Origin of the sequence: Exiguobacterium sp. s127, assembly GCF_018618695.1 — a bacterium.
Lineage (GTDB): Bacteria > Bacillota > Bacilli > Exiguobacteriales > Exiguobacteriaceae > Exiguobacterium_A > Exiguobacterium_A oxidotolerans.
The window spans coordinates 327848-352984 of the sequence record NZ_JACSMO010000002.1; the positions used below are offsets into that span (position 1 = coordinate 327848).

Sequence of the window (25137 nt, forward strand, 5' to 3'; positions counted from 1 at the left end):
CAGTAACGATGTATGGTATACTAAGGCGCAAAAAACGTTGATGGGCAGGGAGAATCATGGAATCATATAGTGTGAAGATGGATGCGTTTGAAGGCCCTTTGGATTTACTGTTACACTTGATTGGGAAACTAGAAATCGACATTTACGATATTTCCGTCTCAATCGTGACGGATCAATATGTGTCCTATATTCGAGCTATGCAGCATCTTGAACTCGATGTTGCTAGTGAATATCTTGTCATGGCTGCGACGCTCTTGCAACTGAAAAGTAAACAGCTGTTACCGATTGAACAATCGGAGTTCGAGGAGGTTCCTGATTTTGATGAGGAGCCGACGCGAGAAGGTTTGATTCAACAATTGATTGAGTACAAAGCGTATAAGGAAGCAGCGGTTGTGTTGAAGGAAAAGGAAGAAGCACGACTCGAGCTTTTTTCAAAACAACCGGAAGACCTGTTGCGTTATCTGGATACAGAAACAAATGACTATAACGGAACGTTATCATTTAGTGATTTGTTGCGTGCCTATGAAAAAATGCGACAACGTGTTGCCTGGAAAGTGAGACGGTCGAAGACGGTCAAACGTGAGGAACGGACACTGGAGCAACAGATGGTTCATGTATCAGAATATGTACTGTCGCGAGAACGGACGACCTTTTTTGGCTTCTTTACGGAACAACCGACAGTCGAAGAACTCGTCGTCAGTTTTCTTGCTGTCCTTGAACTCGTCAAACAACGGGTCATTGCTTGCGAGCAGATGAACGACGATATTTTATTACGGACCTTGGCGAAGGAGGAGAATCCGATTGGCGTATGATCGAATCATTGAAAGTCTATTGTTTGTCGTCGGAGATGATGGCATCGATCCACGTGGCCTGAGCCAAGTGCTTGAAATCAGTGAAGCAGCAGCGCGCGAACAACTGCATGCGGTCCAGCAATTGTTTGAGTCGGAAGGACGTGTCCTTCAAATTGTTGAGTCCGGTGGCGTCTTTAAGATGGTGACACGAAAAGAGATGTCACCGTACGTTCAAGCCTACGCGGGATCACTCGCGGAAGACAGTTTGTCTCGTGCTGCGATGGAGACGCTCGTCATCATCGCCTACAAGCAGCCTGTCACGCGTGCAGACATCGAAGTCATTCGCGGCGTCAAGACCGAGCGTGTCATTCATACGCTCAGTGCAAAAGGGTTAATTGAAGAAGCTGGACGCGCGAAAGGCGTCGGGCGAGCTAAATTGTATAAAACGACCGATCATTTCTTGGACCATTTTGGTCTCAATAGTATCGAGGAGTTACCTCCGCTCGAATTCGAAGAAACGTTCGAAGCGGATGGCGATCTATTTTTCAGGAATGAACCGTCACTAGAGGAGAGAATAAATTAATGGAACGTCTACAAAAAATTATCGCACAAGCTGGTGTCGCATCACGACGCAAAGCAGAAGAATTAATTACAGAAGGTCGCGTCAAGGTCAACGGAAAAGTCATCACAGAGCTTGGAACGAAAGTCGGCGGACGTGCTGAAGTCGAAGTCGACGGCGTCAAGCTCGAACGGGAAGAGCATGTCTACTATATGCTGTATAAGCCGACAGGTGTCGTCTCGACGGTTGAAGATGATAAGGGACGTAAAACGGTTGTTGATCTTGTGCCGCCGGGCCATCGTGTTTTCCCGGTCGGTCGTCTTGACTACAATACGAGCGGCTTACTTTTATTGACGAATGACGGTGAATTTTCAAACCTCTTACTGCACCCGAAATACAAAGTACCGAAGCGTTACATCGTTAAAATCAAAGGCGTGCCGGATTATTACCACGTCAAAGGTCTGGAAAAGGGTGTCGTCTTACCGGACGGATTCAAGACAGGCAAAGCACGCGTCGAAATGCGTGATGTCGACAAGAAAAAGAATACGGCAATCCTCGAGATGGTCATCTACGAAGGACATAACCGTCAAGTCCGTCAGATGGTCGAAACACTCGGCGCAGAAGTCATCAAGTTGAAGCGGGAGCAATTCGGATTCTTGACGTTAGCTGGACTCACTTCAGGAGACTGGCGTGAACTTTCAAAAAAAGAAGTCAATCAATTGCGTGAGCTAGCGGATCCCGTCGCGCCACCTACGAAAAGACGTAAGAACACAAAAAAACGTTAATTTGTAAAGCGGAAAGCTCATCCTATAGGTTGAGTTTTCTTTTTTTGTGACAAAACAATTAACGTATTTCACATTGTCTCAACATTTAAGCGATTTCAAGTACAATATGGGTGGAGGCGGTATAACATGAAAAAAACGAAGCAAAACCCGGAAGAGCGGCTCGAAGCCGCTAAACAAAAAAAGAAGAAACGCTCATTCTGGCGACTGATGATCATGACGATCGTCTTGTTTGCTGGTGCGGTCGTCATCATGCAGTTCGTCGATCAAGCGACACGCGATAAAAATGGTCGTGTCATGGCGGGAGACGATGCACCTGGCTTTACGCTCGTCGACTTGTATGGTGAGAAACAACACTCGATGGATGAGTATGCTGGAAAAGGACTCTTGCTTAATTTTTGGGGCACGTTTTGTGAACCGTGTAAAAAAGAGATGCCATTGATTAACGACAACTACAGCATGATGCAAGATGAAAATGTCAATTTTGTAGCCGTCAATGTCGGCGAAACACCGGTTCGCGTCTCGAGCTTCATCAAGGAAATTGGTGGAACGGACTATCCGATTTTGATGGATACGAACAGTTCCGTCGAGAAAGCGTACGGCATTTATAACTTACCGGTCACATTCATCATTAATAAAGAAGGCGAAGTCGTCGAAAAGTATGAGGGTGAAATTGATCAGGCGAAGTTGGAAGAAATGATTAAAAAAGCAAACGAGTAACGCATCGAGGGGGAATTGATGATGCAGGAATATAAGCAACTGGACATGCGTTATGAAGAAGCAGAGCTTCGTTCAAAACGAAAAAAACAGTCGTGGATTGACCGAACATGGACATTCTTCTCTTCCGTTAAAGTCGGACTGTGGTTGATTGGCTTAATCATTCTCGCAAGTGGTGTCGGGACGATTTTCCCGCAGGAAATGTATATCCCGCAAGCGACACCGCCAGAAGAATTTTATGGTAAGGAATACGGTACGGCAGGCGATATCTACTATGCATTAGGATTTCATAATCTCTTTGAATCGTGGTGGTACATCGGACTGATCACCTTATTACTTTTATCTATCATCATCGTATCGATCGACCGCTTCTTCCCGCTCTATCGAGCGTTGAAGAAACAACCGGTCATCCAGTCTGACCGTTTTATGGGCGGTCAGCGATTTGGCGCTGAGACGGCTGGAACGGTAAAACAAATTGACGCGATTGAGCCGTTGTTAAAAAAGAAAGGCTATAAAATCCGTCGACAGGACGGCGCTTTATTAGCAGAAAAACAACGGTTTGGACGTTGGGGTCCATACATCAATCACATCGGACTCGTCTTATTCTTTGGTGGCGCGATGTTACGGATTGTACCAGGGATGCATGAAGATGAGTTGCTGTGGCTTCGTGAAGGTGAAACGTTGCCGATCGAAGCGACGGACAACGAGTATTACCTTGAAAACAATGCCTTCAATATCGAATTTTATGACCCGGAAAAGGTCGACGCGAAATTCAGTGAAGCGTTGAAACGAGCGGGTGGTAGTGTTCCGAAAAACTACGATACGAAAATGACGTTGTATAAAAAGACGGGCATGACGGATGATTTTAAACCGGAACTTGAAAAAGTGAAATCTGGTGAAACGGCCGTTAACAAACCGTTTGAATTCGAAAACTACCAAGTCTTCCAAGAACAATATGCGGCAGATCCTGAATTCAAAACGATGTCGTTTAATATCGAAAATCAAAAAACCGGAAAAGTTGTCGATACGATTGAAGTCGATTTACGCAACCCGGACTCGACGTATGAATTGAAGGATGGGTACGAAGTCGAGTTAAAAGACTTTTTACCGGACTTCGTCGTCAAAGACGGAAAACCGACGACAAATTCTTCACGGCCGGTCAATCCGGCATTCGTCTTTAACATCAAGTCACCGGAGCACCCGGAAGGCGAACGGAGTCTGATCGGGATTAAGCTCAATGTCGGCGGGGACGAAAATCAATACAAGATGGGCTTTGCCGGGACTGAACTGTCGAACATCTCGGGAGTGCGGATTAAAAAAGATTTGACGCTGCCGTTCCTGTTCGTCGGTGGAGTAATCTTTATGGCGGGTCTGCTCATCGGCATGTACTGGCCGCATCGTCGCCTTTGGATTAGAGAAACAAACGGTCGGATTAACATTGCCGGCTTTACGAACAAGAATGCGTTAGGGCTTCAAAAAGAAGCCAATCTCGCCTTGACAGAAGTAGGTCTTCCTCAACTAGAAGACCGGCAGAAGTTGCGGGAAGAGGGGGAATCAGAATGAATTTGCTTAACTTGAGTGGGAATTTACTGCTGACATCGTTTATCTTGTATCTCATCAGTACCGGATTTTTTGCGGTTGCGACGAGTGGGAAAAAGGGACCGAGCCGGTCAGGTAAGATTGCCTTTACGCTCGCGATTATTGGATTTACGACACAACTTGGTTATTTCTTTACACGCTGGGCAGGAGCGGGGCACGTTCCTGTGTCGAACTTATATGAATATACGACATTCTTCGGGATGATGATGGTTCTTGGTTTCCTGATCGTCTACGGGATTTACCGGAACAACGTTTTAGGATTAGTCGCGATGCCGGTCGCTTTGCTCGTCATCGCCTATGCGTCGATGTTCCCGGATGAGGTCCAACCACTCATTCCGGCACTTCAAAGTGTCTGGTTGAAAATTCACGTCACGACAGCTGCACTTGGCGAAGGAATCCTCGCGGTCAGCTTTGCGACAGGATTACTTTACCTGATTCACGCAACAGATTTCAGAAAAGAATCAAAAACACGGACGTGGCTTGAAGTCGTCATGTTTTCGTTAACATGCGTGGTCGGTTATATTCTTGTCGGATTGTTATTTAACGCGCTTTCGACGAATGCGACGATTGAATATGTTGCGAAAAACGGCGCGACGATGCAACACGACTATACGATGCCCGTGTTGACTGGTCCGGAAGGCGGAAAAGTCATTTCAGGATCGGGCGCAGTCGTCGAACTGCCGAACTTCTTGAACGCGAACAAAGTCAATACAGTTCTTTGGTCACTGATCGGTGGTCTTGTCTTGTACGTACTCCTTCGATTTGTCATCTTACGGAAGCGTCTTGCGGAAAGCTTAAAACCGATCGCCCGTAAAATCGACTTAGAAACAGCAGATGAAATCAGCTATCGTGCAATTGCGATCGGCTTACCGGTCTTCATCCTGGGCGGTTTGATTTTTGCGATGATTTGGGCGCAGATGGCATGGAGCCGCTATTGGGGCTGGGACCCGAAAGAGGTTTGGGCATTGATTACGGCGTTATTCTACGTCTTCTACCTGCACATGCGCATTCAGCGTGGCTGGATCGGTAAAAAATCAGCCTGGTTGTGTGTCGGTGGGTTTGGGGTCATCATGTTCAACCTGGTGTTCGTCAACCTCGTTGTCGCAGGTCTTCATTCTTACGCCTGACTAAAAAATGAAACAGGGAGTCACCGATCGATGAATGACATCGATCAGTGACTCCCTTTCTTCGTCCAAGCATCAAATATTTGATTTTAAAGGAAACATGAAATGAATCAATCACCCTTTTCTGTCTAACCGGTTAGGGAAGTTTTTTCTTTTTGTTTCATAGTATACTAAAAGAGTAGTAGGATAGAGAAGAGAGACTAGTTTATGGGAGGAATCAACCGATGTCAGAAGAAGCTCGTATTTTAGTCGTCGATGATGAAGAACGGATTCGACGCTTATTAAAAATGTACCTCGAACGGGAGAACTTTACGATTGAGGAAGCAGACAATGGTGAGATGGCGCTCGAAATGGCGCTTGAAACGGAATATGATGTCATTCTACTTGATTTGATGATGCCGAAGCTCGATGGTATGCAGGTCTGTGAAGAGTTGCGCAAAACAAAAGCGACGCCGATCGTCATGTTGACGGCAAAAGGGGAAGAAACGAATCGTGTTCATGGTTTTGAAATGGGAGCGGACGATTATATCGTTAAACCGTTCAGTCCACGCGAAGTCGTGCTTCGGGTCAAGGCCATTCTGCGACGTGCCAGCGCAACGAAGTTCTTGCATACGGATGCGAAAACAAAAGATGTTATCGTCTTCCCACATCTGACGATTGATAATGATGCGCACCGCGTGACGGTCGAAGGGCAAGAAGTCAACTTGACGCCAAAAGAATACGAATTGCTCTACTTCCTCGCGAAGCAGACGGATAAAGTCTTTTCACGGGAACAGTTATTAAAAGAGGTCTGGAATTATGAATTCTTTGGTGATTTGCGGACGGTCGACACACACGTTAAGCGATTGCGGGAAAAACTAAACCGCTTGTCACCGAGCGCGGCTCAGATGATCACGACAGTCTGGGGTGTCGGTTACAAATTCGAGAATAGTCCTGCTTGACGATGAAGTGGTTACAGAGTGTCGTCATCAAATTATGGGGAACGATTTTACTGCTCGTTTCTGTCGTTTTAATTGCTTTGACGATTTTGTTGCTCGAATTTTTTAACTCGTTTCACATTGAACAAGAACGAGGACATCTCGCGAAGCTAGGTCAACAAGTCGAGACCGTTTTCCAAGCGCACGATGGGCTAGAGGAAGGGTCGGCGACCGCCGTCGAAATTACGGATATTTACGGGGCGACGTTGATTGCGACAACGAAGGACGAAACGATTCAAACGAATATTTCAGAGGAAAAGGCACGACGTATGATTAAGGAGCTCGAGCGTCAGAACTGGAAAGCAGTTGACGGTGAAGAGGGCGAGACGGCGATTGGGAACTATGAAGTATTCAATGGCAAGGCAGCACTCGCCTATCGTGCCCCGCTCGTCACATCAAGTGAGGCGGGAACGACGTATTTGATTGAAGAACTGACGAACATCGAACAGGCGAATGAAGGCGCGAGGCAGATCATTCAACTCTGTGTCCTGCTTGCGATCATCGGGACAACCGTATTCGCCTTCTTCCTCTCGACGCGCATTACGGCGCCGCTGCGGACGATTCGTCAAGCTGTCGTCGAAGCCGGAGAAGGAAAGTTCGACCAAAGTCTGACGCAACGTTCACGCGATGAAATCGGGGACTTGGCGTTGGCATTCAATGAAATGAGCAGCCAATTGAATCAATATGTCACGGATCTCGATAAAGAACGACATCTGTTGTCATCCATTTTACGCTGTATGGCAGATGGCGTCTTGACGTTCTCTGATTCCGGGGAGTTGCTCGCGACAAATCCGCCGGCAGAAGATTTTTTGGCAGGGGCACCGGTTCCGGAAGAACTGATTGATTTGTTCAAGACCGTCATGCGGACAGAGACAGAAATGACTGTTTCCTTTGAACGGGAAGGTCGTTATTACATTATTATCGTCAGTCCGTTACTTGAGCACGAAGAGCAGATTGGTGCTGTTGCCGTTTTACGGGACATGACAGAAGCGCAGCAGCTCGAGAAGATGCGCGCCGACTTCGTTGCGAACGTCAGTCATGAATTGCGGACACCGCTCGTCATGCTCCAAGGGTACTCGGAAGCGATCGTCGACGGGATGACGGAAAGCGATGAAGCGACAAAAGAATTTGCTTCAATCATTTATGATGAGTCGCAACGTCTATCGCGTCTCGTCAATGATTTACTCGATCTTGCCCGAATGGAGGCAGGTCATCAAGAGTTACGGATTGAACCGATGGAAGCAGTCCCGTTTGCAAAACGGATGATTAAAAAATTCAAGCAAATGGGACGCGACAAACGTGTATCGTTTGACGTCGTCGGACCGAACGTCGAGTTCGAGGCGGATCCCGATCAAATGGAGCAAGTGTTGACGAACTTACTCGGCAATGCGCTTCGTTACACCGAGGATGGTCAAATCGAGATTAACATTACGGAAGATAGGGAAAACATATTCCTATCCGTAATTGATTCCGGTACAGGAATTCCGGAAGAAGATGTCCCGTTCGTTTTTGATCGTTTCTATAAGGCGGACAAAGCAAGGACGCGTGGCAAGACAGGGACAGGGATCGGTCTCGCGATTGTCGTGAACGTTGTCCGATCCCATGAAGGGGAGGTCGAAGTCGAGAGCCAGCTCGGCGAAGGCTCGACATTCCGAATTCGATTACCGAAAAAACAAAGGAAGCGAACTCTCTGATTCGCTTCCTTTCGCTATAGGAGTGAGAAAAATGAAGATTTATACAAAAACCGGGGATTCAGGGGAAACATCGCTCGTCGGTGGCCGCGTTAAAAAAAATGATGTGCAAATCGATTTGATGGGTGAACTGGATGAACTGAACAGCTTCGTCGGCCTCGCACGGACAAAAGCAACTTCGATTGAAGTAAAAGAACAATTGATTGTCATTCAACATGCCTTGTTTGATTGTGGGAGCGACTTAATGTACGTCGAACAAAAAGAATCCCGCTTGAGTCAAACTGCGACAGAAAATCTCGAGAGTTGGATTGATAGTTTAACGGAATTATCTCCCCCGCTCGATAAGTTTATCTTGCCAGGCGGAACGGAAGCGGCGGCAAGCCTACATGTTGCGCGAACGATTTGTCGACGGATTGAACGTTCGATGGTCGATGTCGCTCAAGCCCGTCACCTCTTGCCATTCATCAACCGACTGAGTGACTTTTTCTTTGCCGCAGCGCGTTATGAGAATGCAGTCAATCAAACAGCAGATATTGAATACCTTCGCAGTGCACATGTGTTTAAACGAAAGGATGGAGAGTAAATGAGTCAGTCATTCGAAACGTGGAAAAAAGAGGGGACGACGTACCATCTCGTCCCGACCGATAAATTCAAGACAACGACCGTACTCGTCACATTTTCTGCACCACTTGAAGAAAAAACGCTGACGAGCCGGGCGATCTTACCGTACATCATGGAAAAATCGACAGCGGCCTATCCATCGATGAAGGCGCTACGTGAACCACTCGAAACCTTATATGATGCGGGACTTTATGCAGATGCTTCGAAATTCGGCGAAGAGCATGTTATTTCATTCCAGCTCGACGTCGTCCGAGGTGATCTCGTACGGCATGAGACGTTGCTTGAAGAGGCGCTTGATTTGCTCGAACAAATGATTTTCTATCCTGATTTAACCGAAGGCGGCTTCCGTGAACAGTTCGTCAAACAGGAAAAACGTCTCCATGCGTTACGGATCAGCTCACTTTATGATGATAAAATGCGTTTTGCCCAGCAGCGTCTTCTTGAGTTAATGGCCCCTGGAGAAGCCGTTTCACTGTCGTCACTCGGTACGCTCGAAGGATTAGAGGCAATTACAACATCCTCCTTGCGCGATACATATCGGTCGATGATTGAAAACGACCGGATCGATGTTTTCGTCGTCGGTCATGTGACGCGTGATGAAATGGAAGAGGCATTATCCTTCTTGCCTTCGCACAGTGAAAAAACGAGTCATTATATCCCGGCCTTGAAACAAGTCGCCGGTGTGAAGCGTTCATCAGAGACACAACCAATCAAACAAGGAAAGTTACATTTAGGCTACCGTGTTGCAGTCGATCCGACATCTGCTGATTCGATTCGGATGCAAATCGTCAACGGTCTTTTTGGTGGATTTCCCCATTCGAAATTGTTCATGAATGTCCGGGAAAAAGAAAGTCTCGCGTATTATGCAGCATCGCGTTATGCGGCGTTGAATGGTGCATTATATGTCTACTCCGGTGTCGAAACTCAAAAAGCGGAACGGGCAGAAACAATCATCAAGGAACAGCTTGTCGATTTGAAAGCCGGGAACTTTACGGCTGAAGAGTTGACGCAAACGAAAGCGATGCTCATCAATGCGCGTCGTCAAATTCTCGATCAACCCGGACAATTGATTGGCTGGTTGAACGGATCGAAAATGCGTGGATTGACGCTAGAAGATGAAATTCATATCATCGAGACGGCGACGCGTGAAGATGTCGTCCGTCTAGCCGCTAAAATCGAATTAGAGGCAGTCTATTTATTGCGAGGTGAAGAATAATGGAACAGTTAACGTATCATGATACAGACGAAACGGTATTTTTCGAACAATTAGACAATGGCTTGTCTGTTTATTTACTTCAGAAAAAAGGTTATGAAAAAACGTATGCGACGTTTACGACCCGCTATGGTTCAATCGACAATCGTTTCAAAAAAGGTGAGGACTGGGTGAGCGTACCGGACGGGATTGCCCACTTTCTCGAGCATAAAATGTTTGAGTCGGAGCAAGGGGACGTCTTCCAAGAATTTGGTCGTCTCGGTGCATCCGCGAACGCCTTTACATCATTCTCACGGACAGCGTATTTGTTCTCTGCGACATCGCTGATCGAGCAAAATCTCGAAACATTGATTGATTTCGTTCAAGATCCTTACTTTACACCGGAGAGTGTCGAGAAGGAAAAAGGCATCATTACGCAAGAAATTCAAATGTACCAAGATAATCCCGGATGGCGTCTATTTTTTGGACTCATCGAATCGATGTACGCGAATCACCCGGTTCGGATTGACATCGCAGGTACACCGGAGTCGATTGACAAGATTACAGCCGATGATTTGTATACGTGTTACCGGACGTTCTATCATCCGTCGAACATGGTTTTGTTTGTCGTCGGAAACATCAATCCTGCGGAAACGCTTGAGTTGATCAAACAAAATCAAGCGAAAAAAGATTATACAGACCGTCCGGCAATCGAACGCGATTACGGCGTTGAACCAAAAGAAGTCGCACGTCCGCGATTCGAACTCGAGCTCGACGTCAAGACACCGAAAGTCTTGATTGGATATAAAGATGAATCACTTCGTGGCGAAGAACAAGTCCGCCGAGAAATGACGAGTGAGTTACTCCTACATCTCCTGTTTGATCAAACCTCGTCGACGTATCTCGACTTGTATGAAGAAGGATTGATTGACGATACATTCAGTTTTGATTATTCGAGCGAAGAAGAATTTGCTTTTGCAACATTCGGGATGGAAACGGAAGATCCGGAACGTTTCATCGCAGCGTATGAGGAGCTTCTTACAAAGCGTCCCTCGTTCAGCGAGACGGAAGTCGTCCGGAAGCGGAATATGATGCAAGGGAAATTCTTACGGGCATTGAATTCGCCGGAATTTATCGCCAATCAGTTTTCACGTCATGCTTTAGCGGACACGAACATGTTTGCATTGCCGACACTGATTGCTTCGATTACGAAAGAGGAAATTGAAGCACGTTTTGACGAATTGTTTGCGCTTGAGAACCGAGCGATTTCAATCGTCAAACCATATGTCTAACCGATGCGGATTTTTATTACAGGTGCCAGTGGTGCCATCGGTCTAGCGACAGCGAGACGCCTGGCAGCAGCCGGACATGAACTTGTCTTGCATACACATCAACGCCGAAACGAGCTTGAGCAATTTGTACAGGAGTTGCCTGTGACGACTGAAATCGTCGCAGGCGATTTGTCGAATCGGGAAAAGATTGCCTCTCTTTGTGAGGGTTTGCCACCAGTCGATGGTTTCGTCCATATCGCCGGGACGAGCTTTAGTGGACTGTTAATCGATCAATCGACGAACTCAATTGAATCGATGATGACCTTGCACGTCGAATCGCTCATTCGCATCAGTCAGTTCTTGACACATAAGAAACCATTCTCCGCACCGTTGTCGATCGTTGTCGTCAGCAGTGTCTTAGGCGAGTTCGGCGTAGCCGGGGAAGTCGTTTATTCGAGCTGTAAGGCGGCACAACTTGGTTTCGTAAAAGCCTATAGCAAAGAACTAGGCGCAATGAACGGACGAATCAATGCTGTCACGCCTGGTTGGATTGATACGCCGATGAATGCTGTTTTTTCGAAGGAAGATCGCGAACAAGCCTTAGCGGAGATTCCGGCTGGTCGGTTCGGGACGGAAGAAGAAGTAGCCTCGGCTATCACATTTTTAATGGGGGAAGAGGCTGGATATATCTCGGGAGCCATTTTAAAAATTGATGGCGCGTGGATGTGATCGCTTGAGAATTGAGCGAGGAATGCTTTTCATTTTTCAAAAAATCATTTAACATGAGGAATGGATAACCGTATAGACGAGGAGGGCTAGCGAGTGGGTGAATTCGAACAGTGGTATCTTGAGTACGAATTGAATGTCGATCGTCCGGGGGTGCTAGGAGATATTGCCTCACTTATGGGGATGCTGCATATCTCGATTGTCACGATCAATGGTGTTGATCGTGAGCGCCGCGGCATGTTACTTCAAACGAAACAGCCTGATCAAATACCGCGACTCGCAGCCATCTTAAAGACGATGCCGACGATTGAGATCGTCAAACTCCGGAAGCCGAAGTTGCGTGACCGGATTGCGATTCGTCATGGTCGTTATATCGACCATAGTAGTGATGAATTAAAAACATTCCGTTTTGTTCGAGAAGACTTAGGGATTCTCGTCGATTTCATGGCTGAATTATGTAAGCAGGATGGGCATCTGCTGATTGGTGTCCGTGGCATGCCGCGGGTCGGGAAAACAGAATCGATCGTCGCAGCAAGTGTCAGTGCAAATAAGAAATGGTTGTTCTTATCGTCGACTTTAATCAAACAAACGGTCAGAACTTCGTTATTTGACGATGAACGGACGGGCGACTACGTCTACATCATCGATGCCCTTGTGTCCCAACGGCACTTCGATGAGCGCCATTGGCAAATTTTACGTGAAGTCATGCGTTTGCCAGCGACGAAAATCGTCGAACATCCGGATGCGTTCGTTAAGTCGAGTGAATACACGTGGGATGATTTCGATTACATCATTGAATTACGCAACACGACCGAAGAAATCATCGTGACCGAACCTCCACGTGCACTTGGCGGAAATGAATGGTTCAATTTTTAAATAAGTAATGAAAATGGAAGGTGTGTTACCGATGACCGAGCTCGGAACCTACTTAAAAGAACAACGTGAGACATTAGGCGTTTCGCTAGAACAAATTCAAAGCACGACTAAAATTCAAAAGCGCTATATCGTCGCGATTGAAGAAGGTGCCTACGATCAATTGCCCGGTGCTTTTTATGCACGTGCTTTCATCAAAACGTATGCCGAAGCACTCGGTCTAGACGTAGACGAAGTGTTTGAGACGTATAAACGAGACTTGCCGGAACCTGAAGCACAACCGGTCGTCGAGTTGTCACGACGCGCAACCTATTCGAAGTCGACGGCTCCGAAAAAGAGTGTTGCCAAACGGTGGATTCCAAACATCATTATCATCCTGTTAATCTTTGCGATTGGTGTCGCACTTTACTATGCGTTGCAAAATTTCCTCGATTCGAGTGATAAAGCCAATACGACAGCACCGAAACAGAGTGATGTGACGATTGATGAAGGAGACGCTCCGAGTCAGGAGACGGATGTTCCGGCAACGAAAGAGCCGAAAGAAGAACCAAAAGAAGAAGTGACAGAAGAACCGAAAGAGGAAGTCAAGAAGCCATTAGTGGCGAAAACGACCTCTGGGCAAGATATCACATATGAAGTACCGGCGGATAAAACGATGGATGTCTCGATCAGCATCAAAAAAGATGCATCGCCGTCACCGTTTGTCGGAGTACGTGATACATCGCTTGAAGGAGAGGCGCTCGCGCCAGACCATATCAATGCGTCCGATCCGAACCCGGTCGTCGTCAAAGATGCGAAAACAGATTTGATTCGGATTCGCATCGGTTCAATTAAAGGCATCGATAAAATCGTCGTCAATGACCAGGAGCTCAAACTTAACCGTTCGCTCCTCGTTCAAAATATTTACTTGAAGAAAGTAGCTACGCCGTAAGACGGCATAGCTACTGATCTTACATAAAAAGGAGGAGGATACCAGAATGAACTTGCCTAATCAATTGACGGTATTACGTGTCTTGTTAATTCCTGTCTTTGTCGCAGTACTCGCCATCGACCCAAACTGGGGTCAATGGGACGTTCTCGGTGCCGAACTTCCGGTTTCTCACTTTGTTGCGGCGATGATTTTTTCAGTTGCTGCCATCACGGACTGGTTGGATGGTTACTTGGCACGTAAAAATAAGTTAGTCACAAATTTCGGAAAGTTTATGGATCCACTCGCTGATAAGATGTTAGTCGCAGCTGCACTCGTTTACCTTGTAGAGCTCGATTTCGTTGCAGCTTGGGTCGTCGTCATCATTCTCTGCCGTGAGTTTGCCGTGACAGGGCTTCGTCTTGTCGCATCAGACGAAGGAATCGTCTTAGCAGCCGGAAACTCAGGCAAGGCGAAGACATGGGTTCAACTGACGTCAATCATCGCTTTCTTGCTTCACGATATCGGATTCGCATTACTCAATATCCCGTTTGCTGAAATTACGATGTGGCTGGCGTTAATCTTAACGATTTACTCAGGCGTTGAGTATTTCTCAAAAAACATTAAATTAATCACGAAATCGATGTAACTTATCTCAAACAAGGCTGTTCGCTAAATCGGACAGTCTTTTTATATACTTTTGAAAGCGGGGAATGAAGATGAAAGCAGAAATCATAGCAGTCGGAAGTGAACTATTATTAGGAGAAATCGCCAATACGAATGCACAGTACCTCTCGGAATGGCTCGCGAGTTGCGGCATCGATGTCCATTATCATAGTGTCGTCGGCGATAATGAGGCGCGGATGACGGACGTCTTCAAACAGGCGCAAGCACGTGCCGACCTCCTCGTCATCACGGGGGGACTTGGGCCGACGGAAGATGATTTGACGAAAGAAGTGCTCGCTAAGCTGCTCGGACGTCGTTTGCAAGTTGACGAAGTCGCGTACAGCCGGATTGAAGGTTTTTTGAAAACACGTGGTCGCATGATGACGGATAATGAAAAAAAACAGGCGCTGGTCATTGAAGGGGCGGATGTCCTTTCGAACGGTGCGGGTCTCGCGCCAGGGATGTCGCTGAAGACGGCTGACCACCAATATATCTTATTACCAGGTGTCCCGCGGGAAATGAAGCAAATCATCGCCGATCATTTTGATCATTTGTTTGGACAGGAAACCATCAAATCGAGAACACTTCGCTTTTTCGGAATCGGGGAATCGGCACTGAACGACCGATTGACCGATTTGATTCGTTCCTCACAAAATCCATCGATCGCACCGTATGCGGAACTTGCTGAAGTACGGTTACGTTTGACGGCGAAAGCGGCGCAGGAACAAGTTGCCATCGAGATGCTTGACGAACTCGAACAACTTGTCCTTGCGGAAGTCGAGGAGTACTTTTATGGCTATGGTGAAACGAGTTTACCGGAAGTCGTCTTACGGACTTGTGAAGAGGCAGGCGTGACGTTTGCGGCAGCGGAATCTTTAACAGGAGGAGCTTTTGCGAGCGGTTTGACTGACATTGCGGGAGCAAGCAACAGCTTTCGTGGAGGTGCCGTCGTCTATGACGATGCAGCGAAGCGTAACCTGTTAAGCGTTAGCGAAACCTTGCTGCGCGAACAAACGGCCGTCAGCGCTGACGTCGCGATTGCGATGGCTGAAGGAGCGAGACGTCTCTATCAATCGAATCTTGCTATTGCGTTGACAGGGGAAGCGGGACCGACGAGTAATAGTGGAAAAGCAGTCGGAACGGTCTATTGCGCCCTAGCAACACCGGACGGAACGGAGGTCGTTGAATTTACCTACCCAGCATTCGACCGTGGTATGATTAGATTACGTTCTGTAAAAGATGCGTACTTCCTTCTGTTGAAATACCTTAAGAAAATTGCCGTTCAACCGAAATAAGAATAATTCCAAGTATGCGAATAAATGTTCGTAAAAAGCTTGTCATTCGGTCTCAAAAGAAGTACAATAATCTCAGTAAGATAAATAGAAGGAGGCCTGCTACGTGAGTGATCGTAAAGCAGCACTTGAAATGGCATTACGCCAGATAGAGAAGCAATTTGGTAAAGGTTCAATCATGAAACTAGGTGAAAATGCAGACCAGAAAGTATCTGTTATTTCTTCTGGATCAATCACATTAGATATAGCTCTCGGTGCAGGTGGATATCCACGTGGACGGGTAATCGAAGTATACGGTCCAGAATCTTCTGGTAAAACGACTGTTGCGCTCCACGCGATTGCAGCAGTACAAAAACAAGGCGGTCAGGCAGCGTTCATCGACGCAGAGCATGCGTTAGATCCAGCCTACGCAAATAAACTTGGTGTCGACATTGATGAGTTATTGTTATCACAACCGGATACAGGGGAACAGGCACTTGAAATCGCTGAAGCCCTCGTCCGTTCAGGTGCAGTAGACGTGCTTGTCGTCGACTCGGTTGCAGCGCTCGTACCAAAAGCTGAAATCGAAGGCGAAATGGGTGATTCCCACGTAGGTCTTCAAGCACGTTTGATGAGTCAGGCATTACGTAAGTTGTCTGGTGCAACAAACAAATCGAAGACGATTGTCATCTTCATCAACCAAATCCGTGAAAAAATCGGTGTCATGTTCGGGAACCCGGAAACGACTCCAGGTGGACGTGCCTTGAAATTCTACTCGTCTGTTCGACTTGAAGTTCGTCGTGCGGAAGCATTGAAGAATGGAACGGATATCGTCGGGAATAAAACAAAAATCAAAGTCGTTAAAAATAAAATTGCACCACCATTCAAACAAGCAGAAGTTGATATCATGTATGGTCTCGGGATTTCTAAAGTCGGTGAGTTAATCGACATCGGGACGGATCTCGATATCGTTCAAAAAAGTGGTGCATGGTACTCTTATAATTCAGAACGTCTCGGTCAAGGACGTGAAAACGCGAAACAATACATGGTCGAGCATCCTGAGGTCGCTGAGGAAGTCGAACGTTTGATTCGTGAACACCACGGTCTTGTTGAACGTGCACTTGATGCGGAAGTAGAAGAAGAAACAGAAGATTTATTCGCAGAATAATATAGAGGCGGTTCCTTCTTGAAGGTGAATCGAACAATCGATAACGTTTACTCGCTGGAGTGAACGTTATCTTTTTTTAGATTTTTCGTTGAAGTTACTTCGATTCAAGGTGTTTTTTGTTGAAAAGAGGAAAACAAAGGAATTCTTTCCCGCCCGTTCGTTGACAATGAACGAGTGCTATCCTTACAATATAGATGTACGTTTTTTAGACAGCTTCGATGAAAAACCGAAATGAACTAAGAAACACCTTGCAAAGGGGAGGTGAACCCATGGATACAATAACTTGGATTATCATACTTCTCCTCACTTTGCTCATCGCATTCATCGTAGGCTACTTCTTGCGGAAATCGATTGCTGAAGCAAAGATTCAAGGCGCGGAAACCGAAGCGACAAAAATCGTCGAACGGGCACAAGTGTCAGCGGAAGCAACGAAAAAAGAAGCATTACTCGAAGCGAAAGACGAAGCCTTTAAACTTCGCAATGAAGTAGAAAAAGAACTTCGTGAACGTCGTCAAGAGCTAACAAAACAAGAAGCCCGCTTGCTCCAAAAAGAAGAGACTCTCGATCGCCGTGTCGACTCAATCGACCGAAAGGAAGATCAAATCAACACACGAGACGCTGAGATCGCGAAGCGGAAGCAACAAGCTGAAGCGTTAGAACGCAAAGTTGAGGATCTGTATGAAGAAGGTCGCCAAGAGCTCGTACGTGTTGCGAATCTTTCGCAAGACGAAGCGCGCGCTATCATCATGGATGAGACAAAACAAGCTGCGCTGCATGATGCGGCAATGCTACAAAAAGAAATCGAACAAAAAGCAAAAGAAGAAGCCGACAAGAAAGCACGTAACATCTTGTCCCTCGCGATTCAACGGTTCGCCGCTGAACATATCGCTGAGACGACGGTATCTGTCGTCAACCTACCGAATGATGAGATGAAGGGTCGAATCATCGGTCGTGAAGGTCGTAACATTCGGACACTTGAAACGTTAACGGGAATCGATTTAATCATCGATGATACACCGGAAGCTGTTATCTTGTCTGGATTTGATCCAATTCGTCGTGAAGTGGCGAAGATGGCGCTTGAAAAGCTTGTCCAAGACGGTCGAATTCATCCGGCACGGATTGAAGAGATGGTCGACAAATCACGTCGCGAAGTCGATGAGCGAATTCGCGAAATCGGAGAAGAAGCGACATATGATGTCGGGATTCATGGAATCCACCCGGATCTCGTCAAGATTCTCGGTCGCTTGAAATACCGGACGAGTTACGGACAAAACGTCTTGTTCCACTCACTTGAAGTCGCGCATCTTGCGGGAATGATGGCAGCGGAACTTGGCGAAGATGTCACGCTTGCGAAACGGGCAGGTCTCCTGCACGATATCGGAAAAGCGATTGACCATGAAGTGGAAGGAAGTCATGTTGAGATTGGTGTCGAGCTCGGTACGAAGTACAAAGAGCATCCGACAGTCATCAATGCGATTGCTTCTCACCATGGTGATACGGAAGCGACTTCGGTCATCTCCGTCCTTGTCGCGGCAGCAGACGCACTGTCAGCAGCACGTCCAGGTGCACGACAAGAAACGCTTGAAAGTTACATTCGACGCCTCGAACGTTTGGAAGAAATTTCAGAATCATTCGATGGTGTTGAAAAATCATTTGCGATTCAAGCCGGTCGTGAAGTTCGGATTATCGTCCGTCCTGACGTCGTCGATGATGCCTTAGCACACAAGATGGCGAGTGATATCCGGAAGAAAATCGAAGAAGAACTCGATTATCCGGGTCATATCAAGGTCACGGTCATTCGGGAAACACGAGCAGTCGAATACGCAAAATAAGCAAAGTGGCGGGCGACCGCCACTTTTTTAATGTATTGGAGGAATTAGCATGAAGATTTTATTTATCGGAGACGTCGTTGGCGCACCAGGTCGACACATCTTACAACAATTTACGGCACGTCTGAAGTCGAAATACAATCCAACCGTCATGCTCGTCAACGGTGAAAATGCAGCACACGGTCGTGGCATCACGAAATCAATTTATCACCAATTACTCGAACTTGGTTTCCACGGCGTCACGATGGGAAATCATACGTTTGACAATCGGGACATTTTCGACTGGATTGATGACGCTGACCGGATTGTCCGTCCAGCAAACTATCCGGAAGGAACACCAGGTCGTGGCATGATGGTCTTAAAGGTCGGGAATAAAAAGATTGCCGTCATCAACGTCCAAGGAACGGTCTTCTTGCCAGCACTCGGAGATCCTTTCCGGACTGTTGACGCGTTGATTGCGGAAGTCGAAGGGGAAGTCGATGCGATTTTCGTTGACGTCCATGCGGAAGCAACGAGTGAAAAAATCGCGATGGGTTATCATCTTGACGGACGTGTTCAAGCGGTCGTCGGAACCCATACCCACGTCCAGACAGCCGACGAACGTGTGCTTGACGGTGGAACAGCTTACATCACGGATGTCGGCATGACAGGTCCACTGGACGGTGTCCTCGGGATGCGTAAAGATGATGTCTTACGAAAATTTAAGACACAGCTTCCAACTCGGTTTGAAGTTGCGGAAGGACGGGAACAATTAAATGGAGTCTTGATTCATATCGATGATGCGACGAAAAAAGCAACGAAGATTGAACGGATTCATTTGACGGATCAATCGATATTCTTTGATTAAGTGTCATTTTTGATTGGGAGGTACATTGCATGGACGCCCTGAAAGTATCAGCTAAATCGAATCCGAACGCCGTCGCAGGAGCGATTGCGGGCGTGCTTCGAGAGAAAGGTTCTGTCGAGATTCAGGCTATCGGTGCGGGTGCACTCAATCAATCCATTAAGGCGGTCGCGATTGCGCGAGGATTCGTTGCGCCAGCTGGCATGGATTTAATCTGTATCCCAGCCTTTACCGACATCATGATTGATGGCGAAGAACGGACTGCAATTAAACTCATCGTTGAACCACGCTAAGATCGTTCGGACATAGGTCCTAAATACACGTGATCATCTACTCGGCTAGAGTAGATGGTCTTTTTGTCGTGACGAAAATCAAAAAAACGAACGGATTTCCGGGGGAGGATTGTACAAGTATCTGTAAATCGGTATCATGAGGGAGGATAGTAAAGTAAGACGCTTCCATCATTTCAGGGGACAGAGAAGGAGCGAACGTCGATGTACAATCAATTATCATGGAAAGTAGGCGGACAGCAGGGAGAGGGAATCGAATCGACAGGTGAGATTTTTGCGATTGCCCTCAACCGTCTTGGTTATTATTTATATGGATATCGTCACTTTTCTTCACGCATCAAAGGTGGACATACAAACAATAAGATTCGTGTGGCGACACATGAAGTTCGGACCGTCGCGGACGATCTCGATATTTTAGTGGCATTTGATCAAGAGACGATCGATGTCAATTTCCACGAGTTACGCCAGGGGGCAATCATCATTGCCGACGCAAAGTTCAAGCCGACGAATCCGGATGCTTCGCGTGCCGATCTCTATCCGATTGCGTTTACGGAAATCGCAGCGGGTCTTGGAACCGCACTGATGAAAAACATGGTCGCGATCGGTGCTTCAAGTGCGATTCTCGGAATTGATCCAGAACGGTTTGAAGCCGTCGTCGAACAAATTTTTGGTCGCAAAGGTCCGGAGATGGTCGCAAAGAACTTATCGGCGATTCGGGAAGGAGCAGCTGCTTTTGAAGAGATGGCACTCGATGCCGAGCGGTTCATCCTGGAACCGGCCGACGGGAAGCAACGCATGTTCATGATTGGCAACGATGCGATTGCCCTCGGTGCCGTGACAGGGGGAGCCCGCTTGATGGCCGCTTACCCGATTACACCATCGTCAGAAATCATGGAGTACTTAATCAAGAAATTACCACAGTTCGGGGGAACGGTCGTTCAGACAGAGGATGAACTGGCAGCTGTCACGATGGCGATCGGCGCGAACTATGCCGGTGTCCGTGCCTTGACGGCGTCAGCTGGACCAGGACTGTCGTTGATGGCGGAAGCCATCGGGTTATCCGGGATGACGGAAACACCACTCGTCATCATCGATACACAACGGGGAGGACCGTCAACGGGACTCCCGACGAAACAAGAACAATCGGACTTAATGGCGATGATTTACAGTACGCATGGCGAGATTCCGAAAGTCGTCCTTGCACCGTCGACGGTCGAAGAAGCGTTTTATGATGCGGCAGAAGCCTTTAATATCGCAGAAGAATACCAATGTCCGGTCATCCTTTTGACCGACTTGATGTTATCGCTCGGAAAACAATCGGTCGAACCGCTCGACTTAGAACGGGTCGAAATCCGACGCGGAAAATTACTGCAAGGCGACTTACCGGAGCTTTCCGGGAAAGACTACTTCAAACGGTATGAAGTGACGGAAGACGGGATCAGTCCGCGTGTCGTCCCGGGAATGAAACACGGGATTCATCACGTGACGGGCGTCGAACATAACGAAGAAGGACGTCCCTCGGAAGCAACGAAGAACCGGGTCGATCAAATGACGAAACGTTTACGCAAACTCAATCAATTCCGTCTAGCAGACGCTGTCCTTGTGACGGAACAGCATCAGACACCAGACATCCTGTTCGTCGGCTTCAATTCGACGCGCGGGACGATTGAAGAAGTGATGCCACGTCTAGAGCATGCAGGGATGAAGGTCGATCACTTGCATATTCGTCAAATGCACCCGTTCCCGAGTGAACTCGTCCGGCCACATCTTGAGCGGGCGAAAAAAGTCGTCGTCGTCGAATACAATGCGACCGGTCAACTCGCGAAACTGATTCAGATGAACTGTGGGTTCGCAGACAAGATTGAACATATCTTGAAATTCAACGGTGATCCGTTCTATCCGGCAGAAGTCGTAGAACAGGTAGTAGCAGGAGGCGTTTTTAATGGCAACCTTTAAAGATTTTCGAAATGATGTCAAACCGAACTGGTGTCCGGGATGTGGTGACTTCTCAATTCAAGCAGCGATTCAACGTGCCGTCGCGAACGTCGGTCTTGAGCCGGAAGAACTGGCTTTGATTTCTGGAATCGGCTGTTCCGGCCGCATTTCTGGTTATATCAACACCTATGGGTTTCATGGTGTCCACGGTCGTTCGCTCCCGATTGCCCAAGGCGTCAAGATGGCGAACCGGGAATTGACAGTCATCGCGTCCGGCGGGGACGGGGACGGTTTTGCAATCGGAATGGGGCATACGGTTCATGCGTTCAAACGAAATGTCGACATGACGTACATTGTCATGGACAATCAAATCTACGGCTTGACGAAGGGGCAAACATCACCGACGTCAGCTCCCGGATTCAAAACGAAGTCAACACCGAAAGGCTCGATTGAGAAGAGCATTTCACCGGTCGAGCTTGCTTTGACGGCGGGTGCGACGTTCGTCGCCCAAAGTTTCTCGAACGACTTGAAAGGATTGACACGGCTGATTGAACAAGCGACGGAACATAAAGGGTTCGCCTTCATTAATGTCTTCAGTCCCTGTGTGACGTTTAACAAGGTCAACACGTACGATTGGTTTAAACAAAATTTGACGAAACTGGACGAGATTGAGGGGTACGATGCAACAAATCTCGATACAGCGAAACGCGTCGTCCATGAGCACGACGGACTCGTCATGGGTCTGATTTATCAAGATGAGTCACGGCTCGACTATCAGTCACAAATCGATGGGTATGATGAGACGGGACTGACGTTTGCCGATCTTGAAATGAATGAAGAAACATTTAACCAACTCGCTGCGGAATTCATGTAAAATAGAGTCGAATGATGGTTTGGTTTTTGGGGATGCTAAACATTTGGTCATTACCGATTAGAGAAACAGGTAAGACCCATGAAGGAGTCGGGGAAATATGACAAAGTTAGTGACGATGGAAGAACAGACGACGCAAACAAAAACGATGCGGGCACTCGTCAAAGAAGAGCGTGGTTTTGGAGCGGTCTTGAAAGAAGTCGAGGTTCCTGTCCCGGGACGCGGTGAAGTATTGATTCGCGTTGAAGCGACTTCGATTTGCGGGACAGACGTCCACATTTACGAATGGGATGCCTGGGCCGCGTCTCGTGTCAATCCGCCATACGTGTTCGGACATGAGTTTTCGGGAGAAGTCGTCGAACTCGGCGAAGGGACAAAACGTCTGAAGCTTGGGGATCATGTTTCAGCTGAGACACACATCGTCTGTCATCAATGTAAACAGTGTTTACGGGGACAGTATCATATTTGTAAAAATACGAAAATCATCGGTGTCGATACGCAAGGCTGTTTTGCCGAGTACGTCGTCATGCCGGAAGAAAACCTCTGGGTCAATCCGGAAGAAATGCCGGCAAGCATCGCGTCGATTCAAGAACCGATGGGAAATGCCGTCCACACGGTACTTGCAAGCGACGTCAGTGCCAAGACGGTCGCCATCGTCGGCTGTGGTCCAATCGGTTTGATGGCCGTTTCGGTCGCGAAAGCGGCAGGGGCAGCGGAAGTCGTCGCGATTGATGTCAATCCGTATCGGTTAGAGCTTGCGAAGACGATGGGCGCAGATGTCGTTCTTGATTCACGCCATGATGATGTCATCGAACGGATCATGATGATGACGGACGGCGACGGAATCGATGTCGTCTGCGAGATGAGTGGTCATCCGGTCGCGATCAGTCAAGCCTTTGAAATGGTGACGGCAGGCGGAGATGTCAACATCTTAAGTCTGCCCGTCAAACCGGTTGAAATCGACTTGACGAACCATGTCGTCTTTAAAGGGGTCCGCGTCCAAGGAATCACGGGGCGGAAGATGTACGAGACATGGAGCCAAGTATCAGCCTTTCTTTCGAGCGGCAAGGTCGATGTCAAACCGTTAATCACACATACATTACCGCTCGAACGATTCGAAGAAGGCTTCGAATTGATGCGCCAAGGGAAATGTGGAAAAGTTGTACTACAACCAAGGGGGACGAATTAATGGGTTTCGAACACTTACGAACAGAATTAGAGGAAATGAAAGCGGCGGGGACATTCCGCAAGCTCGTACCACTCGAAAGTGCACAACACAATCGTGTGACGATTGATGGAAAAGAACTGATTCAACTATCTTCAAACAATTATCTCGGACTCGCAGCGCACCCGCGACTCGCAAAACGGGCAGCGGATGCAGCGCTTGAATTCGGTGCCGGGACAGGATCGGTCCGGACGATCGCGGGAACACTCGAAATGCATGAAGCGTTCGAGCGGGAACTTGCAACATTCAAACATACGGAAGCAGCACTTGTATTCCAGTCGGGATTCGCAACGAACCTCGGTGTCTTGTCGGCACTGCTCGGACCAGAGGATGTCGTCATTTCCGATGCCCTTAATCATGCTTCGATCATCGATGGGATTCGCTTGACGAAAGCGAAACGCCGCATTTACAAACACGTCGACTTAGCTGATCTTGAAGCAGCGCTCCAAGAGACGCAAGACGCACGGACACGACTCGTCGTCACGGACGGCGTCTTCTCAATGGACGGTAACATCGCACCACTTCCGGAAATCGTCGAACTCGCAGAAAAGTACGATGCGCTTGTCATGGTCGATGACGCGCATGCCTCAGGCGTTTTAGGAAAAAGTGGTCGCGGGACGGTCAACCACTTTGGGCTTGACGGTCGTGTCGCCCTCCAAGTCGGTACCTTGTCGAAAGCAATTGGTGTCCTTGGCGGGTATGTCGCGTGTGAACAGCATGTTAAAGATTACTTAATCCATAAAGGGCGCCCGTTCCTCTTCTCGACGTCACATCCGCCGGCAGTCGTCGAAGCAAATCGGGAAGCACTGCGGGTAATGGAAGAAGAGACGGAACTGTTCGATCGTCTTTGGGAAAACACAGAGTTCTTCAAACAAGGACTCCGAAATCTTGGCTTTAACATCGGGACATCGACGACGCCGATCACACCGGTCATCGTCGGGGACGAAGCGCTTTGTCATAAGTTGTCCGATCAACTGCGTGCTCACGGCGTCTTCGCGCAAGGAATTGCCTTCCCGACCGTTGCGAAAGGGAAAGCACGTGTCCGGACAATCGTTACGGCAGAGCATACGCGGGACGACTTGGAGCAAGCAATCGAAGCCTTCAAACAAGTCGGACAAGAATTAAACTTGATTTAACAGGATAGAAAAACAGCCGATGATTGATTCGGCTGTTTTTTCGATTGTATGATAGGGAAAAGAGAACTTCAG

At 47.7% G+C, this 25137-nt stretch carries 24 protein-coding genes; all 24 read left to right on the forward strand.

Annotated elements, in window-relative coordinates:
- Window positions 1–56 precede the first annotated feature (56 nt).
- The 24 genes from KNP98_RS04740 (at window position 57) to KNP98_RS04855 (ending at window position 25065) form a co-directional block, all read left to right on the forward strand.
- On the forward strand, window positions 57–812 hold the full coding sequence (locus KNP98_RS04740; protein WP_088836696.1) for a segregation/condensation protein A: 756 nt from the start codon (window positions 57–59) through the stop codon (window positions 810–812).
- Window positions 802–1374: an SMC-Scp complex subunit ScpB gene (gene scpB, locus KNP98_RS04745; protein ID WP_029333173.1), complete on the forward strand. Its 573-nt coding sequence runs from the start codon at window positions 802–804 to the stop codon at window positions 1372–1374. The genes KNP98_RS04740 and scpB overlap by 11 nt, the downstream gene beginning before the upstream one ends.
- The gene (locus KNP98_RS04750; protein ID WP_014969990.1) at window positions 1374–2135 is read left to right on the forward strand and encodes a pseudouridine synthase; all 762 of its coding nucleotides are present in this window, start codon (window positions 1374–1376) and stop codon (window positions 2133–2135) included. Before scpB ends, KNP98_RS04750 begins: the two co-directional genes overlap by 1 nt.
- A 126-nt stretch (window positions 2136–2261) precedes the next feature.
- Window positions 2262–2852: a redoxin domain-containing protein gene (locus KNP98_RS04755; RefSeq protein WP_029333174.1), complete on the forward strand. Its 591-nt coding sequence runs from the start codon at window positions 2262–2264 to the stop codon at window positions 2850–2852.
- A gap of 21 nt (window positions 2853–2873) precedes the next feature.
- A complete protein-coding gene (gene resB / locus KNP98_RS04760; protein ID WP_251131920.1) occupies window positions 2874–4412 on the forward strand; it encodes a cytochrome c biogenesis protein ResB in 1539 nt (512 codons plus the stop codon).
- Window positions 4409–5575, forward strand: a complete 1167-nt coding sequence (gene ccsB / locus KNP98_RS04765; protein ID WP_285800502.1) for a c-type cytochrome biogenesis protein CcsB — start codon at window positions 4409–4411, stop codon at window positions 5573–5575. The genes resB and ccsB overlap by 4 nt, the downstream gene beginning before the upstream one ends.
- Before the next feature lie 221 nt (window positions 5576–5796).
- Window positions 5797–6513, forward strand: coding sequence for a response regulator transcription factor (locus tag KNP98_RS04770; protein WP_088836699.1), 717 nt, complete (start codon window positions 5797–5799; stop codon window positions 6511–6513).
- A 2-nt stretch (window positions 6514–6515) separates the two neighbouring features.
- Entirely contained in the window at window positions 6516–8243 is a 1728-nt protein-coding gene (locus KNP98_RS04775) for a sensor histidine kinase (protein WP_088838458.1), read from the forward strand.
- A 31-nt stretch (window positions 8244–8274) separates the two neighbouring features.
- Window positions 8275–8823 (forward strand): cob(I)yrinic acid a,c-diamide adenosyltransferase, encoded by a 549-nt coding sequence (locus KNP98_RS04780; protein ID WP_088836700.1) that lies wholly within the window; start codon window positions 8275–8277, stop codon window positions 8821–8823.
- Window positions 8824–10077 carry an EF-P 5-aminopentanol modification-associated protein YfmF gene (yfmF, locus tag KNP98_RS04785; protein ID WP_088836701.1) on the forward strand — a complete coding sequence of 418 codons (1254 nt, stop codon included), beginning with the start codon at window positions 8824–8826 and terminating at the stop codon, window positions 10075–10077.
- Window positions 10077–11345, forward strand: a complete 1269-nt coding sequence (yfmH, locus tag KNP98_RS04790) for an EF-P 5-aminopentanol modification-associated protein YfmH (protein WP_029333180.1) — start codon at window positions 10077–10079, stop codon at window positions 11343–11345. The genes yfmF and yfmH overlap by 1 nt, the downstream gene beginning before the upstream one ends.
- A 3-nt stretch (window positions 11346–11348) precedes the next feature.
- A complete protein-coding gene (gene ymfI / locus KNP98_RS04795) occupies window positions 11349–12053 on the forward strand; it encodes an elongation factor P 5-aminopentanone reductase (RefSeq protein WP_214765307.1) in 705 nt (234 codons plus the stop codon).
- 93 nt (window positions 12054–12146) lie between these two features.
- Window positions 12147–12926, forward strand: coding sequence for a DUF3388 domain-containing protein (locus tag KNP98_RS04800; protein ID WP_088836704.1), 780 nt, complete (start codon window positions 12147–12149; stop codon window positions 12924–12926).
- 31 nt (window positions 12927–12957) lie between these two features.
- Window positions 12958–13854, forward strand: a complete 897-nt coding sequence (locus KNP98_RS04805; RefSeq protein WP_214810794.1) for a helix-turn-helix domain-containing protein — start codon at window positions 12958–12960, stop codon at window positions 13852–13854.
- A 46-nt stretch (window positions 13855–13900) separates the two neighbouring features.
- Window positions 13901–14479 (forward strand): CDP-diacylglycerol--glycerol-3-phosphate 3-phosphatidyltransferase, encoded by a 579-nt coding sequence (gene pgsA / locus KNP98_RS04810; protein ID WP_088836705.1) that lies wholly within the window; start codon window positions 13901–13903, stop codon window positions 14477–14479.
- Window positions 14480–14549: 70 nt separating this feature from the next.
- Entirely contained in the window at window positions 14550–15791 is a 1242-nt protein-coding gene (locus tag KNP98_RS04815; protein WP_088836706.1) for a competence/damage-inducible protein A, read from the forward strand.
- Window positions 15792–15894: 103 nt separating this feature from the next.
- Complete coding sequence (gene recA, locus KNP98_RS04820) at window positions 15895–16935, forward strand: recombinase RecA (RefSeq protein WP_029333186.1); 1041 nt, start codon at window positions 15895–15897, stop codon at window positions 16933–16935.
- Window positions 16936–17204: 269 nt separating this feature from the next.
- Window positions 17205–18767, forward strand: coding sequence for a ribonuclease Y (rny, locus tag KNP98_RS04825; RefSeq protein WP_214810796.1), 1563 nt, complete (start codon window positions 17205–17207; stop codon window positions 18765–18767).
- Window positions 18768–18816: 49 nt separating this feature from the next.
- Window positions 18817–19611 (forward strand): TIGR00282 family metallophosphoesterase, encoded by a 795-nt coding sequence (locus tag KNP98_RS04830; RefSeq protein WP_088836707.1) that lies wholly within the window; start codon window positions 18817–18819, stop codon window positions 19609–19611.
- 29 nt (window positions 19612–19640) lie between these two features.
- Window positions 19641–19901 (forward strand): stage V sporulation protein S, encoded by a 261-nt coding sequence (locus tag KNP98_RS04835; protein WP_029333189.1) that lies wholly within the window; start codon window positions 19641–19643, stop codon window positions 19899–19901.
- A 201-nt stretch (window positions 19902–20102) separates the two neighbouring features.
- On the forward strand, window positions 20103–21854 hold the full coding sequence (locus KNP98_RS04840) for a 2-oxoacid:acceptor oxidoreductase subunit alpha (protein ID WP_214810798.1): 1752 nt from the start codon (window positions 20103–20105) through the stop codon (window positions 21852–21854).
- Window positions 21841–22707 carry a 2-oxoacid:ferredoxin oxidoreductase subunit beta gene (locus tag KNP98_RS04845; RefSeq protein ID WP_214807711.1) on the forward strand — a complete coding sequence of 289 codons (867 nt, stop codon included), beginning with the start codon at window positions 21841–21843 and terminating at the stop codon, window positions 22705–22707. The genes KNP98_RS04840 and KNP98_RS04845 overlap by 14 nt, the downstream gene beginning before the upstream one ends.
- 97 nt (window positions 22708–22804) lie before the next feature.
- Entirely contained in the window at window positions 22805–23893 is a 1089-nt protein-coding gene (gene tdh / locus KNP98_RS04850) for an L-threonine 3-dehydrogenase (RefSeq protein WP_214771647.1), read from the forward strand.
- Window positions 23893–25065 (forward strand): glycine C-acetyltransferase, encoded by a 1173-nt coding sequence (locus KNP98_RS04855; protein ID WP_214810800.1) that lies wholly within the window; start codon window positions 23893–23895, stop codon window positions 25063–25065. Before tdh ends, KNP98_RS04855 begins: the two co-directional genes overlap by 1 nt.
- The last annotated feature ends 72 nt before the right edge of the window (window positions 25066–25137 follow it).

What these genes read in the sequence shown, in the direction of transcription:
- KNP98_RS04740 (WP_088836696.1), top strand. Translation starts at nt 57, where the DNA reads ATGGAATCATATAGTGTGAAGATGGATGCGTTTGAAGGCCCTTTGGAT.
- KNP98_RS04750 (WP_014969990.1), top strand. Translation starts at nt 1,374, where the DNA reads ATGGAACGTCTACAAAAAATTATCGCACAAGCTGGTGTCGCATCACGA.
- KNP98_RS04755 (WP_029333174.1), top strand. Translation starts at nt 2,262, where the DNA reads ATGAAAAAAACGAAGCAAAACCCGGAAGAGCGGCTCGAAGCCGCTAAA.
- resB (WP_251131920.1), top strand. Translation starts at nt 2,874, where the DNA reads ATGCAGGAATATAAGCAACTGGACATGCGTTATGAAGAAGCAGAGCTT.
- ccsB (WP_285800502.1), top strand. Translation starts at nt 4,409, where the DNA reads ATGAATTTGCTTAACTTGAGTGGGAATTTACTGCTGACATCGTTTATC.
- KNP98_RS04770 (WP_088836699.1), top strand. Translation starts at nt 5,797, where the DNA reads ATGTCAGAAGAAGCTCGTATTTTAGTCGTCGATGATGAAGAACGGATT.
- KNP98_RS04775 (WP_088838458.1), top strand. Translation starts at nt 6,516, where the DNA reads ATGAAGTGGTTACAGAGTGTCGTCATCAAATTATGGGGAACGATTTTA.
- KNP98_RS04780 (WP_088836700.1), top strand. Translation starts at nt 8,275, where the DNA reads ATGAAGATTTATACAAAAACCGGGGATTCAGGGGAAACATCGCTCGTC.
- yfmF (WP_088836701.1), top strand. Translation starts at nt 8,824, where the DNA reads ATGAGTCAGTCATTCGAAACGTGGAAAAAAGAGGGGACGACGTACCAT.
- yfmH (WP_029333180.1), top strand. Translation starts at nt 10,077, where the DNA reads ATGGAACAGTTAACGTATCATGATACAGACGAAACGGTATTTTTCGAA.
- ymfI (WP_214765307.1), top strand. Translation starts at nt 11,349, where the DNA reads ATGCGGATTTTTATTACAGGTGCCAGTGGTGCCATCGGTCTAGCGACA.
- KNP98_RS04805 (WP_214810794.1), top strand. Translation starts at nt 12,958, where the DNA reads ATGACCGAGCTCGGAACCTACTTAAAAGAACAACGTGAGACATTAGGC.
- pgsA (WP_088836705.1), top strand. Translation starts at nt 13,901, where the DNA reads ATGAACTTGCCTAATCAATTGACGGTATTACGTGTCTTGTTAATTCCT.
- KNP98_RS04815 (WP_088836706.1), top strand. Translation starts at nt 14,550, where the DNA reads ATGAAAGCAGAAATCATAGCAGTCGGAAGTGAACTATTATTAGGAGAA.
- rny (WP_214810796.1), top strand. Translation starts at nt 17,205, where the DNA reads ATGGATACAATAACTTGGATTATCATACTTCTCCTCACTTTGCTCATC.
- KNP98_RS04830 (WP_088836707.1), top strand. Translation starts at nt 18,817, where the DNA reads ATGAAGATTTTATTTATCGGAGACGTCGTTGGCGCACCAGGTCGACAC.
- KNP98_RS04835 (WP_029333189.1), top strand. Translation starts at nt 19,641, where the DNA reads ATGGACGCCCTGAAAGTATCAGCTAAATCGAATCCGAACGCCGTCGCA.
- KNP98_RS04840 (WP_214810798.1), top strand. Translation starts at nt 20,103, where the DNA reads ATGTACAATCAATTATCATGGAAAGTAGGCGGACAGCAGGGAGAGGGA.
- KNP98_RS04845 (WP_214807711.1), top strand. Translation starts at nt 21,841, where the DNA reads ATGGCAACCTTTAAAGATTTTCGAAATGATGTCAAACCGAACTGGTGT.
- tdh (WP_214771647.1), top strand. Translation starts at nt 22,805, where the DNA reads ATGACAAAGTTAGTGACGATGGAAGAACAGACGACGCAAACAAAAACG.
- KNP98_RS04855 (WP_214810800.1), top strand. Translation starts at nt 23,893, where the DNA reads ATGGGTTTCGAACACTTACGAACAGAATTAGAGGAAATGAAAGCGGCG.